Consider the following 12,311-nt stretch of genomic DNA (forward strand, 5'->3'; position numbering starts at 1 on the left):
ATCAGGGAGCGCGGGTTCCAAGAAACGCCCTCAACCCGTCAGGAGACGACGTTGATCGAAGCGGGACAGAACCCGGAGCAGGTCACCCGAATTCTGTTCCAAGATTTTCCGACGTGGATGCTGGTGTCATTCTACGTCGTCGCGATCCTTGCGATCGCGGTCTTTGTCTACGGCTGCTACGCACAGGTCCGGAAATATGCCCGCGGCCGCGCGCAGACCGGAGAAGGTCTTTGGTCCGGCGTCAAAGGCATGATCGAGGCGATGCTGACGCATCGCACGATCCGCCGCCGCGACTCTGCTGCCGGCCGCAATCATGCGCTCATTTTCTTCGGCTTCGCCTTGCTCTTCATCGGTACGGCGACCATCACGCTCGAGTACGACATTCTCGAGCCGATCGCCGGCATCAAGTTTTGGCACGGCTCTTTCTATCTCTGGTTCTCGCTGGTGCTCGACATTGCGGGCGCGGGCTTCGTCGTCGGCCTCCTGTACATGATGTATCGAAGGAAGTGGCTGGCGCTTCCGAAGCTGAATTACCGGCGTCCCGACCGTGTCCCCTCCGATCCCGACTACGGCCGCGACTGGTACCGAATCGAGGACTGGCTATTTCTGTGGGCCCTGGTGCTGCTCGGCATCACCGGCTTTATGCTCGAGGCCGCGCGCCTGGTCTGGCTGCAAGCCGACCCCACGGTCTGGGACTACCGCTGGTGGTCGCCGGTAGGGGCGATCGTGGCTTACGGCTACAAAGCGCTCGGCCTGACGCCGGCTGGGGCAGGGGAGCTGCGTATCGGGCTATGGTGGTTCCACGGCCTTCTGGCACTCACCTTCATCGCGGCCATTCCCTACACGAAGGCGAAGCACATCTTCACGGCGATGGCCTCGCTCGCGGTTCGCGATGCGAAGCCGGCCGCGCATCTTCCCGAAGCGGACCTGACCGCGAAGAAGGTCGGCGCGGATTTGATCACGGACTTTACCTGGAAGCAGCTTCTCAATCTCGACGCGTGCACGAAGTGCGGCCGCTGTCACGAGGCCTGTCCCGCCAACGCGACGGGCTTTCCGCTGTCGCCCCGCGACCTCGTCCTGACGCTTCGCGAATTGTCGAACGCGACCCTCGAAGGGTTCAGCCTTCCGCCGCAGGACCGTCTGGCTGCGATCGGCGACGGCATCAATCAGGTGCGGCCGGAGACGTTGTGGTCGTGCCGGACCTGTGCGGCCTGTGTCGAGATCTGCCCGGTGGGCGTCGAGCATGTGCCGATCATCGTCGAGATGCGCCGGGCTCTGGTGGATGCCAGCGAAATGGAGCCCACGCTCCAGAAGGCGCTGCAGAACATCCACAGCAAGGGCAACTCGCTCGGCGAGAACAAGCGCAAGCGGCCTGGCTGGACGAAGAAGCTCGACTTCGAGATCAAGGATGCGCGGAAGGAGCCGGTCGACGTTCTTTGGTTTGTTGGCGATTTCGCGTCGTTCGATCCGCGCTATCAGCGGGTCTCGCAGGCCTTTGCGCGTCTGCTGCGCCATGCGGGCGTCGATTTCGGCATCCTCTACGAAGCCGAGATGAACGCGGGCAACGATGTCCGCCGCGTCGGTGAAGAGGGGCTGTTTCAGCACGTCGCCGAATCGAACATCGAGACGCTGCAGGGGTGCGAGTTCAATCGGATCGTGACGACCGATCCGCATTCCTACAACACGATCCGCAACGAGTACCCGGACTTCGAAGGCGTCTTTGAGATCGAGCACGCCAGCGCCATGATTCAGCAGATGCTCTCATCGGGGCAGCTCAAGCCGTCGAAGACGTTCGATGCGCGCGTGACCTATCACGACCCGTGTCATCTCGGGCGTCTGAACAAGGGGTTCGAGCCGCCGCGGGAATCCATCCGGATGCTCGGCGCGGAACTTGTCGAGATGGAGCGGTCGCGGGACAACTCCTTCTGCTGCGGCGCGGGCGGGGGACGCATTTGGATTGCCGATCCCACGGACAAGGAGAAGCCGTCCGAAAATCGCGTCCGCGAAGCGGCCAAGATCGACGGGCTCGATGTTCTCGTCGTGAACTGCCCCAAATGCATGAACATGTTCGAGACGCGCGCAAGTCCACCGGCAACGAAGACAATTTCCGTGTCATGGAGCTCATAGAGCTCGTCGAGGAGTGCATGGATTTCGGTGAGGACGCAGGCGCCGTTGCGGCTGAGGAGCAGCGCGCGGCGGATGCAGCGGTCCAAGGTGTCCAGTAGGACCGTCATGAGCCTTGTGGATCGCGCACTAACCTCCGGCGACGTGTACCTGGCAGCCGCCGTTCACGGTGCCACTCCGCGCCCGGAGCGGCAGAAGCTCGAAGCGCTGCTGTTCCGGACGGCGAAGATCCGGCGTCAGTTCGGCGCCGCGCCCTATGTTCCGCGTTCGCTGCTGGACAGTCTGGCAACCGACGAAGACGGCAAGGTGCGCTTGCGGGTGGCGCGAAATCCCGCGGCCTCACCGCAAGCCTTGGCCACACTCGTCGAGAGCAGCCCCGTCGAAGAGATGGCCGTCGCCGTGGCTGCGCACGCGAATGTGTCCCCTGACACGCTGGCAGGACTCGCGCAGTCTCCATCGCCTGCGGTCCGTCATGCACTTTGCGGCAATCCGAACACGCCGGCGGAGACGCTGCGCGCGCTCTATTCCGTGGCGGAGGCTGCAAACAAGAAGGCCCTGGCCGGAAACCCGAATACGCCCGCAGACGTCCTCAGTCTCCTTTGGAAAGAAGGCGATGCCTACACGCGCGCTGAGGTCGCGGCACATCCGTCGGCGCCACAGGACGTCATGGACGCGGCCCTGACGGACTCCGAGGCACTTGTCCGGCGCAAGCTCGCGTCCAATCCGGCGGTCGAAACTGCGTCGCTCGAGAAGCTTTTGGGCGATCCTGACGGGACGGTTCGGGCGGCGGCCATCCGGGGGTTCGCGCCGGACGAGGCGCTACCCGATGCAGTCGCCGCGGATCCCTGTCTGCGGGTGCGGCGTGCGGAAGCCCGTCGAGATGGGTTGGCCGCAGATGTGGCGCGGCGGCTTGCAGACGATCCCGACGCCTGGGTCCGGCGCTGGCTGGCCCGAAATCCGACGGTACCAGAAGATGTCCTCGTTCGTCTTGCCGCCGACGAGGAGGCCGACGTACGGCGTAGCGTGAGCCGCAATCGGTCGACCCCGCTCGGCCTGCTGCGGCAGTTGTCGCGGGATACGGTGGCTTGGGTCCGGGCAGGGGTCGCGCTTCGCGCCGATGTTCCGGATGACGTGATCGGCGTGCTCGGACTGGATGACGACGCCGACGTCTTGTCGGCATTGGGACGGAACCCGCGCGCGCCACTCGATCTACTCGTCCGTATCGCTGGCAGCGCCGACGCCGATGTCCGCCGCTCGGTCATCCTCAATCCAGACGCGCCCCGCGAGGCTTTGGTCCCGCTGCTCGAGGATCCGTACCCGCTCAATCGCGCGTTTCTGGTGCGGCATCGGAACCTGGCGGAGGCCGACCTCGTCAGCATGCTGAGCGATCCCGAGCCACAAGTGCGCTTCTCGGCTGCAAGCGCATTGATCAAAAGAGCGAATTCGACCTGAGGACAACATCGGAAGGAATATTGGTGTGAGGGTAAGACCATGAAAATCCTAGTTCCCGTCAAGCAAATCGCCGTCGTGGACGAGGACTTCGAGCTTCGCGATGACGGCAAGGACGTCGATCCCGACTATCTGAACTTCGAAGCGAATGAGTGGGACGACTATTCCTACGAAGCCGCGCTGAACATTATGGAAGCGTCGGACGGCGTCGAAGTCGTTCCCGTGACCGTCGGCCCGGACGATGCCGAGGATGTTCTGCGCCGTTGCCTCGCCAAGGGTGGCGATAGAGGCATTCGGGTGTGGGACGACGCGTTGGAAGACGCGAACCCTGCCGTCGTTGCGCAAGTCCTCGCCGGCGTCGCAGCGCGCGAAAAGCCGGACATGATCCTGACCGGGACGCTGTCCTCCGATCGGTCTTACGCGCAAACTGGCGTCGCCCTTGCGGCCGCTCTCGGCTGGCCGCATGTGGCGGTCGTCACGGGGATCGAGTGGACGCCCGGCGACCCCAAGGCCACGCTTCTGCGTGAACTCGAGGGCGGACTTGTGGAGAAGCTCTCGGTGGAGTGTCCCGCTGTCCTGACAATCCAGCTCGGCATCAACACGCCGCGCTACGCGTCGCTGCGAGGCCTGAAACAGGCGAAAGAGAAGCCCGTCGAGGAACTGTCTCTGGACGATCTCGGTCTATCCGGCGACAGCCTCGCCGAACAGGCTTCGTTTCGGGTGCGGCGTATGTACAAGCCGGAGACGGGTCAGGCCGAACTCATTGAAGGTACGCCGGCCGAGCAGGCCGCGCGTCTTGCGGAAATCATCAAAGAACTCAAGGGAGCGGCATAATGGGAGAGATCCTTGTGATCGCGGAGCATCGCCAGGGGCAACTCAACCCGGCGACGTTGGAAATCATCGCCGCGGCCGTCGCATTGAAGGAGGAGTCCGGCCACAAGGTGACCGTCGCGGTCATCGCAGAATCGCCGGATGACTTCGCAGGCCTCGTTGCCAAGGCGGGTGTCGACGAAGTCGTAAAAGTTCCTGTCCCGGTGGCATCGTTTCAGAACGATACCTACGAGGCTGCCGTCTTGGCGCTGGCCGACGCGCGGAAACCGGCCGTCATCATGTGCGCGCACACCGTGGATGCCTGGGGCTATGCACCGGCAGTCGCGGCACGGGGCCAGTTCGGTTGTGCGACGGACGTCTTCGAAATGCGTTTCGAGGCCGAGGGCCTTGTTGCCGTCCGTGCCGCCTATGCGGAAAAACTGCATATGGAAGTCGACTTCCCGGGCAAGGAAACCGTACTGCTGACTGTGCGGACGAATGTCTTCAAACCGTTGGAAGACGACGGAAGCCCGGCCGTGACCTCCTTCGAGGCGCCATCGGCGGAAGCGCACACGGAGCACCTGCCTACGTCGAACCGGAGCAAACCGGCGACGTCGATATCACGCAAGCCGAGTACATGCTGTCGATCGGGCGTGGTGTCGGCGAGGAAGACAATGTCGAGGAGTTCAAGGAACTCGCCGACGCGTTCGGGTTCACCTTGGGCTGCTCTCGACCGATCGCCGACAATGGCTGGTTGCCAAAGTCACGCCAAGTCGGTCAGTCCGGAAAGACCGTGGCCAAGTGCAAGATCTATTTGGCGCTGGGTATTTCCGGCTCCGTCCAGCACATGGCCGGCATGAAACACGTGCCGAACATCATCGCGGTCAACAAGGACGCTGAAGCATCCATCTTCACGATCGCGAAGTACGGCATCGTTGGAGACATGTTCGAAATCGCGGAGGAACTGCGCGACCAGGACTCCTGACGAGCTGGGGCGACGCGGCTGTCTCGCTATGATCGCGCGCTAGGCCGCAGGCGCGTCGTCCAGATTTGCAATCTCGATACGGCCAAGTCCGAGATTGCTCGCGCGCGCCGCGGCGCCGGAGGCGACCCCAAGGACATCTTCGGCGCTGTCCGTCGTAGCGGCCTCGAAGCCGGTTGCCAGCCCGATGCTCGTTGTGAGGAAGAACGCGTCATCGCCATCGCCGATGGGCGCGCGCAGAGCCTTCTGGACCTTTTCGGCGAGCTTGATGGCGTCGTCGACGGACTGCGTTCTCGTGCGCAAGATGGCAAACTCATTGCGCGTCCAACGGCACAACGAGTCCGACCGGTCCAGAACGCCGTCGATACGTCGGCCGATGTTGAGCAGGGCCCGCTCTCTGTCTTCGGGTGCGAGAGACTCATGCCAGTTCTGTAGCTGGTTCAAATGGACGACCAGAACCGCCGGGTGCTCGCCGGGTGTGGCGTTCAGCAATGCCATTTTGATGCGATCGAGAAATAGCGCCGGCGTGGAAGTTCGCTGGCAGAATCGTAGAGGCTGTCGCCCCTCAGTCTCAGCTGTTCGTGCCTCTCCCGCGTGATGTCGGTGATGAAGCCCTCGACGCCAAGAAGTTCGCCGCTGGTATAGAAGTTGCCGTGCCCCCGCTCGAGGACCCACTTCACGTCGCCGCTCGCGGTCTGAATACGATACATCAACTCGAACGGACGGTTCTCGCGTACGGCCGCCTGAACGTGTTCCCAGACCTGTTCCCGCTCTTGAGGCAGGATGAGGTCGGCATAAGTAAGTTGCTTGTTGTTGACCAGGGCCTCCGCCGGGTAGCCGGTCAATGCCTCACAGCCCTTACTCATATATTCCATCGTCCACTGACGATTGTTGCGGCAACGGTAGACAAGGCCGGGCAGGTTGTTGATCAGGATATCGAGAGTCCGGTGGCTGGCTTCCCTGATATTCTCCTGCTGCACGCGGTTGCCGACTTCCGACAGCGTGCCAACGAAGCCGCGGCAGTTGTTGTCGTTGGAAATCAGCCCCTGCGCACTGGCTTCCAGGTAGACGGTTTCGCCCGAGCGCGTCAGAAAGCGAAGAACGAGAACAGGATGCCCTTCCGGGTCGCGCTTGGACGCATCCAAAAAGCGTATCCAGCGGTCTTGATCTCGTGGGTGGAGGTAGTAGGCGTTCGGAAGCCCGCGCGTGTCCGCAGGGCTAAATCCTGTGAGGCGCTCCCAAGCTGCGTTCGCATAGCGAAGCCGGCCATCAGTGTCAGCCACGAACACGATTGTCTCGATGGTGTCGAGAAGCAGTTCGAAGAGGTGTGGTTGGGTGGGTACGAGACCAGAGGGGCCGGTCTCAAGCAAGGAACCTGCGCGCGCTAGGATCTCCGACAGTTGTTTGATTGTGGCATTTCCCATTTCGCGAAAGCTCTTCTGGACTCTCCGGTGCGTCCGATCCTCAGGTCTTCACCCTTAGCTTGCCGAAGATAGTCTCGCTCGGCAGATCGGTTAGTCAACAAGCAAAAGTGCTGATGATCTTAATGGGTACTACATTGGTGGTATCGAAGGAGGCGGGGATCAACTCGCCAAGTGTCTATTTGTAACGCGAGAGTTCCTGGTGGGACAAACGCAACAGTCTGGTTGCGGGAATAGGCGGACCATTCAGCGCGTGGATGCTTTGTGGTGTCTAAGTCCAAAGGGACGGTCGGGTCGGGTAGATACTCGGACATCTGCCTATGGAAAACTGCGGGACCAACAAGAGCGGCCTCTGCGTGGTGCCGATCGGCGCCAGGGCGCGCGATGTCGTATTAGGGCGTTAATGCCCAGACAGCCGCCTCAAGCCGCGACTGCAAATTCAGCTTTCGCAGAAGGTTCTTCACGTGAACCTTGACGGTTCCGTCGCTGATGTTGAGATCCCGCGCGATGTGCTTGTTGCTCTTGCCCGCAGCGATCAGTTGCAGGATCTGCTTTTCTCGGGTTGTGAGGCATTCGGCGTCGGGCGCGGGCTTCGGTGCTCCATCGCGCATGGCGCCCAGCAGAAGATTCATCAGGGGCTCGGTAAAAACCGACTCGCCGCGCGCGGCAAGCCGAAGCTTGTTCAGGATTTCCTCCGGCTCGGATCCCTTCAGCAGATAGCCCTTGGCCCCGGCCCGCACGGCACGAAGAAAATCCGTCTCTGCATCCGACACCGTCAGCATGATAACCTCGGTGCTGAGTTCGGCCTCCTTGATGCGCCGGAGCGCATCGAGTCCGCTTCCTTCGCCCATGTGCATATCCATGATGACGAGATCTGGGCCAAGCGATTCAGCAAGGGCCACGCCGTCGTCGCAGGTGGCGGCTTCGCCGACGACCTCGAAGTCCGGTTGAGACGAGATCAACTGTGCGACGCCGGAGCGGAACAGAGGATGATCATCTACCAACAAGACTTTGCAGCACTCAGCCATACCAACACCTTCTCAGTCGACAATCGCATTGAAACCCGAGTCTTCCGTGCCGGGGCAATACACGTTGAGACGCGTGCCACCGCCAGTACGGTCCTCGATGCGGAACGTTCCGCCGAGCGCGCGGGCGCGCTCCTGCATGATGATGAGGCCGTGATGGTGCTCGCCGCCTTGCAGGGCGAGTTGCATGCCGACCCCGTTATCCTCGACCCGCATTAGAATGGCCCCATCGTCGCGGACGCGGACGCTGACCCAGCAAAGACTCGCGTGGGAGTGGCGTACGACGTTGCAAAGCGCTTCGCGAAGAATAAGCAGCAGCTGCATCTCGTCGGAGACCGTCAGCCGTCCCGCCTTCAACCGGTTGTCCAAGTCGAAGGCGATGGAGCTACGGCGCTCGAACTCTTCGATGGAGTCTTCCAGCGCTTGCGAAAACGTCCTGCCGCGCATCGTCAGGCGGAAGGTCGTTATCAACTCGCGCAGTTGCAGGTCCGCGGTGCTGAGCGTGCTCCGCACTTCCTGAAGCGTCTTTTCGATATCGGGAACACTGTCGGTGCGCTTGCGCAGCGTGTCCTGCAGCAGGCTTACCTTCACTTTCAGATACGATATGGACTGCGCGAGCGAGTCGTGTAGCTCACGCGCTATCGCCGCGCGTTCCTCGCTCTGCGCGCTACGCAGTTTCATGCGAGCGCATCGTGCACTCTCGATGACGCCTGAGAGGTACTCGGTGAACGATTCCAGCGTTGTCCTGGACACAGGGATTTCGCTGCTCTCGACGCGTAAGAGCAGAAGGCCGATTCCCGAAATGCCTTGGGAGAAACTCTGCACGACGACGGAGGAGTGCGGGTCTGTCACATCGCCGACGATCTTGGGGCCCTCGGGCGTGTCCAAGGAGGAAAACAGACGGCTCTGCCGGATAATGTGGAGCCAGCGGGACCGATCGTCATCTCCCACGACCGCGAGCTGAACCAACTGCCGGCCGCTTTCGGTGCTGACGAAGATCGCACCGGACCGGGCATCGGTCATATCCATGATGTGAGAAAGAACGAGCTCGAAGGGCTCTACGGAGTCCGGGTCGGAGAGGAGGCGCGTCAGAATCTTGTTGAGCAGGTTTATTGTCGTGCTCGGGCTTTGCTCTCGCTCGCTGCCGACCAGGCAGGGGGCGAACCATGCGGAACGCGGGGCCAGCTTTGTCCCTCGCGCTTCCGTCATGCCGCATTCCTCTCGGCATTTTTCGTGTCTGGTGTCACCTTGCCCATCGCGACATCTCAGCGCGGAGATCCCTAGGAAAAAAGCCGCCCTCTCTTCGGCGCGGCGGACCTCCTCATTTGACCTTGATCAAGCACAGCAGCATTGTTCAATATCATTGAATAATATTCATGGCCAGGGGTAATAGTAATCGGCTATGCTGGTATTCGCATGGCGTGTTGCGCTGCAGCACAGCGCCGCCCAACGGACACTAAGCAATGGCCCTCGATAAGACTGACGCCCCTGCTGACGGCCGATACTGAAGAAACCTACGATGAAGCTTGGGCCGGGAAGTGGCTCTATCGATTGGTGTTCAGGTCCGGGCTGCGCGCAACCGGCACGGCATGACCGTGGCCAGAGTGGCCCAACTGACTGGATTATCTTCAGGAATGCTGTCGAAGGTCGAGAACGGCAACGCGTTCCCCTCGCTCACGACACTTCACGCCTTGTCCCGTGTTTTCCGGGTACCGATGACCTTCTTCTTCGAGACGCACCAGGAGACGCAGGGCTGCTGCTACGTCAAGAAGGATGGTGGGCTCTTTATCGAAAGCCGGGGGTCGAAGGTTGGCCACCAATATCAGCTGCTGGGACACGGCGTCGGCAAGGAGCTGTCGGTGTCGCCGTACATGATCGAACTGAACGACACGTCGGAGGTGTTTCCCCTGTTTCAACATCCGGGCGTGGAGTTCATCCACATGCTCGGCGGGGAAATGGTCTACGAGCATGGAGGAAAGCCCCATCGGCTGTCTCCAGGCGACTCTCTTTTCTTTGAGGGGACGACGGCGCACGGGCCGGTCGAGCTCATAGAGCTGCCGATCCGATTTCTCTCGATCATCGTCGAGCCCGGCCCGAAGGACGGGTCCTAGGCCGGCCCCGAGGGCGCCGGACACCGCGTCTTCCGCCGCCGCGCCAATACCGCGCCCGGAAATCCGATCAATGGGACATGAGGACCGGGACCGTCATGGTCTTGATGATGGTCCGGGTAACGCCCCCGAGAAGAAGCTCGCGCATGCGGCTGTGGTGGTAGCCGCCCATGACCATGAGGTCCGCGCCAAGGTCCGCACTTTGTGACAAGAGGAGGTCCGCGGTCGGTGTGTCGGGATCGAGTGGAATGCGCCGGACCTCGACATTGAGGCCGTGCCGGGCCAGGTGATGCGCGATGTCGGCTCCCGGATCCGTGCCGAGGTCCGACTGCTGGTCGTCCGTGGCGACGAGGACAATCACCTTTTCCGCGAGGCTCAGAAGGGGCACGGCATCGGCCAACGCGCGCGCGGCCGTGCTGCTCGCATCCCAAGCGACGATTGCGGTGCGGGGCTTGGGCTTGGGATGTCCCGCCCACGGCACAACAAGGACGGGGCGACCGCTGTGAAACAGCAGTTCCTCGTAGAGAGCAGTCTGATGTTTGCCGTTGGCGCCCTCGGAGGACGGTTGGCCAATGATGGTCAAGTCCGCATGGCGCGCCTGAACCGACAGCTGCTCTGCGAATTTGCCCGTGGCGCATGTCGCAAGACGAGTCTCCCAGCTGATGCCGCGCTGGTCGCCGGCGCTCGCGAATCGATCCATCGCTCGTTGAGCTTCCGCGCGCGGCGCCGTCTCGCCTGCCGGCACGTGGGCGACGCCGATCGCGTGTGCACCCAGGGCCTCGGTCGCCTCAACGGCGTAGGGGAGTTGAGCGTCAGGGGCCGTGAGGGAGTCGAAACTGATAATCAGATCCTTGATGGCCATGGGGTCCTCAAGTGAGAGAGTTGGAAGGGATTTCGCGCTTCATCTCCGGCAGCCGAAATGGCCGGATCACGCGCGCCGGTGAGGCGCTATCGGGTCGATTGTGTTCCATCCATTTCACCGCTCATCGCGTTCAGATGAGGCAATTGATGGCCCAGCTTGTCGCGCTTCGTTTCCAGATAGCGCTGGTTGGCGGCATTGGGTTCGATGCGGAGCGGCACGTTTTCGACGACCTGCAGCCCATCGGCCTTGAGCGCGTGAACCTTGCGCGGATTGTTCGTCAGGAGACGGATGCGCTGGAGGCCGAGAAACTTCAGAATTTGCGCGCTGATCGTGTAGTCGCGCTTATCTGCCGGGAAGCCGAGATGAAGATTCGCCTCGACCGTATCGAGGCCTTCGTCTTGTAGCCTGTAGGCCGCCAACTTGTTGGCGAGCCCGATCCCGCGTCCTTCCTGGCGCATATAGAGCAGGACGCCGCAATCCGCCGCCGCGATGCGCTCGAGGGCGGCATCGCGTTGTTCGCCACAGTCGCAGCGCAGCGAGTGGAAGACGTCGCCCGTCATGCACTCCGAGTGCAGGCGCACCAAGATAGGTTTCTGAACCGGTGAGGTGCCCATCACGGTTGGCCCGGGAATTCCGCGGGTCAGGGCAAGATGCTCGGAGCCATCGAGGATGCTGCGGAACAGATGCAGCATGAAGGTCCCGTACCGCGTGGGCATCGGGATGTTGAGCTCGATCGGTTCGAACAGCCGCTCGGTCTGCTGACGGTAGGCCACAAGGCTCTCGATCGTGCAGACCTTGAGGTCGAACTTCCGCGCGAACCTGTGCAGGTCCGGCGTCCGCGCCATGGTGCCATTATCGTTCATGATCTCGCAGATCACGCCCGCAGGCCGCGCACCGGCGAGTTTGGCGAAATCGACGATGGCTTCCGTATGACCCGGGCGCACCAAGACCCCGCCGCTCTTCGCCCGTAAGGGAAAGATGTGGCCGGGCCGGTTGAAATCGACCGAGGATGCCTCGGGATCCGCGGCACGCCGGACCGTGTGGGCCCGGGCCTGGGCACTGATGCCGGGCCCCGGTGCGTCGGCAGCATCGATGGGAATCGTGAAGCCGGTGCCGAAGGCGTTGCTGTGGCGTTTCGGCTGCAGCTCGAGACCGAGCCGGTCGCAATCGTCCTCAAGAAGCGGAAGACAGATCAGGCCGCGTCCTTGCGTGGCCATGAAACTGATGGCTTCGGGTGTTGCGTGCTCGGCGAGCATCACGAGGTCGCCCTCGTTCTCCCGGTCCGGATCGTCGATCAGGACGACCATTCGGCCCCGTTGCAAATCGTCGACGGCGTCGGCTACCGAGCAAAAGTGATCCTTCATCATGTGAATCACGATAGCTGAGCTTTCAACTGATGAAACTACACCCGAAGAGATAGTCCCCAGGAGGAAGGCCGTTCCGGCCGCCATCTGGCATTCGGCGTATGTCCTCAGAGTGAGGCCCCACGATCGCCGGCTCGGGAAGGCCCCGCAAACGTTGAGTTTGAGG

11 protein-coding genes and 2 pseudogenes are annotated in these 12,311 nt (G+C 62.1%); 7 read left to right on the forward strand and 6 right to left on the reverse strand.

Annotated elements, in window-relative coordinates:
• Nucleotides 1-51: 51 nt before the first annotated feature.
• The 6 genes and pseudogenes from AUC70_RS01945 (at nt 52) to AUC70_RS17705 (ending at nt 5,368) form a co-directional block, all read left to right on the forward strand.
• Entirely contained in the window at nt 52-2,127 is a 2,076-nt protein-coding gene (locus tag AUC70_RS01945; protein ID WP_244505459.1) for a heterodisulfide reductase-related iron-sulfur binding cluster, read from the forward strand.
• 105 nt (nt 2,128-2,232) lie between these two features.
• Nucleotides 2,233-3,576, forward strand: a complete 1,344-nt coding sequence (locus AUC70_RS01950; RefSeq protein ID WP_069443349.1) for a hypothetical protein — start codon at nt 2,233-2,235, stop codon at nt 3,574-3,576.
• A 39-nt stretch (nt 3,577-3,615) separates the two neighbouring features.
• The gene (locus AUC70_RS01955; protein ID WP_069443350.1) at nt 3,616-4,407 is read left to right on the forward strand and encodes an electron transfer flavoprotein subunit beta/FixA family protein; all 792 of its coding nucleotides are present in this window, start codon (nt 3,616-3,618) and stop codon (nt 4,405-4,407) included.
• Nucleotides 4,407-4,880: pseudogene (locus AUC70_RS17695) on the forward strand (electron transfer flavoprotein subunit alpha/FixB family protein); the annotation flags it as partial. The gene AUC70_RS01955 and the pseudogene AUC70_RS17695, both read left to right, overlap by 1 nt.
• A gap of 140 nt (nt 4,881-5,020) precedes the next feature.
• Nucleotides 5,021-5,185, forward strand: a pseudogene (locus AUC70_RS17700) (FAD-binding protein); the annotation flags it as partial.
• 45 nt (nt 5,186-5,230) lie between these two features.
• A complete protein-coding gene (locus AUC70_RS17705) occupies nt 5,231-5,368 on the forward strand; it encodes a hypothetical protein (RefSeq protein ID WP_244505466.1) in 138 nt (45 codons plus the stop codon).
• Nucleotides 5,369-5,407: 39 nt separating this feature from the next.
• Here AUC70_RS17705 and AUC70_RS01965 read toward each other — a convergent pair whose 3' ends face one another.
• The 4 genes from AUC70_RS01965 to AUC70_RS01980 all read right to left on the reverse strand — a co-directional run bounded on the left by AUC70_RS01965 (nt 5,408) and on the right by AUC70_RS01980 (nt 9,020).
• The gene (locus AUC70_RS01965; RefSeq protein ID WP_069443351.1) at nt 5,408-5,863 is read right to left on the reverse strand and encodes a diguanylate cyclase domain-containing protein; all 456 of its coding nucleotides are present in this window, start codon (nt 5,861-5,863) and stop codon (nt 5,408-5,410) included.
• Nucleotides 5,851-6,789 (reverse strand): PAS domain-containing protein, encoded by a 939-nt coding sequence (locus AUC70_RS01970; RefSeq protein ID WP_069443352.1) that lies wholly within the window; start codon nt 6,787-6,789, stop codon nt 5,851-5,853. The genes AUC70_RS01965 and AUC70_RS01970 overlap by 13 nt, the downstream gene beginning before the upstream one ends.
• A gap of 389 nt (nt 6,790-7,178) precedes the next feature.
• On the reverse strand, nt 7,179-7,814 hold the full coding sequence (gene narL, locus AUC70_RS01975; protein ID WP_069443353.1) for a two-component system response regulator NarL: 636 nt from the start codon (nt 7,812-7,814) through the stop codon (nt 7,179-7,181).
• 12 nt (nt 7,815-7,826) lie between these two features.
• Nucleotides 7,827-9,020, reverse strand: a complete 1,194-nt coding sequence (locus tag AUC70_RS01980) for a histidine kinase (RefSeq protein WP_069443354.1) — start codon at nt 9,018-9,020, stop codon at nt 7,827-7,829.
• A gap of 329 nt (nt 9,021-9,349) precedes the next feature.
• Here AUC70_RS01980 and AUC70_RS01985 point away from each other — a divergent pair, with 329 nt between their 5' ends.
• Complete coding sequence (locus tag AUC70_RS01985) at nt 9,350-9,922, forward strand: helix-turn-helix domain-containing protein (protein WP_280138193.1); 573 nt, start codon at nt 9,350-9,352, stop codon at nt 9,920-9,922.
• A 67-nt stretch (nt 9,923-9,989) separates the two neighbouring features.
• On the opposite strand, the gene AUC70_RS01990 is transcribed toward AUC70_RS01985, so the two are convergent.
• Together AUC70_RS01990 and ribA are read right to left on the reverse strand one after the other, a co-directional pair.
• On the reverse strand, nt 9,990-10,781 hold the full coding sequence (locus AUC70_RS01990) for a universal stress protein (protein ID WP_069443356.1): 792 nt from the start codon (nt 10,779-10,781) through the stop codon (nt 9,990-9,992).
• Between the two features lie 86 nt (nt 10,782-10,867).
• Nucleotides 10,868-12,148, reverse strand: coding sequence for a GTP cyclohydrolase II (ribA, locus tag AUC70_RS01995; RefSeq protein WP_244505464.1), 1,281 nt, complete (start codon nt 12,146-12,148; stop codon nt 10,868-10,870).
• Nucleotides 12,149-12,311 lie beyond the last annotated feature (163 nt).

The organism is Methyloceanibacter stevinii, assembly GCF_001723355.1.
In the GTDB taxonomy this organism is placed as follows: Bacteria; Pseudomonadota; Alphaproteobacteria; order Rhizobiales; family Methyloligellaceae; genus Methyloceanibacter; species Methyloceanibacter stevinii.

Bases quoted from the DNA above. Each gene is read 5' to 3' on its own strand.
- ribA (WP_244505464.1), bottom strand. From the start codon at position 12,148: ATGATGAAGGATCACTTTTGCTCGGTAGCCGACGCCGTCGACGATTTG.
- AUC70_RS01965 (WP_069443351.1), bottom strand. From the start codon at position 5,863: ATGGCATTGCTGAACGCCACACCCGGCGAGCACCCGGCGGTTCTGGTC.
- AUC70_RS01950 (WP_069443349.1), top strand. From the start codon at position 2,233: ATGAGCCTTGTGGATCGCGCACTAACCTCCGGCGACGTGTACCTGGCA.
- AUC70_RS17705 (WP_244505466.1), top strand. From the start codon at position 5,231: ATGGCCGGCATGAAACACGTGCCGAACATCATCGCGGTCAACAAGGAC.
- AUC70_RS01990 (WP_069443356.1), bottom strand. From the start codon at position 10,781: ATGGCCATCAAGGATCTGATTATCAGTTTCGACTCCCTCACGGCCCCT.
- AUC70_RS01970 (WP_069443352.1), bottom strand. From the start codon at position 6,789: ATGGGAAATGCCACAATCAAACAACTGTCGGAGATCCTAGCGCGCGCA.
- AUC70_RS01955 (WP_069443350.1), top strand. From the start codon at position 3,616: ATGAAAATCCTAGTTCCCGTCAAGCAAATCGCCGTCGTGGACGAGGAC.
- narL (WP_069443353.1), bottom strand. From the start codon at position 7,814: ATGGCTGAGTGCTGCAAAGTCTTGTTGGTAGATGATCATCCTCTGTTC.
- AUC70_RS01980 (WP_069443354.1), bottom strand. From the start codon at position 9,020: ATGACGGAAGCGCGAGGGACAAAGCTGGCCCCGCGTTCCGCATGGTTC.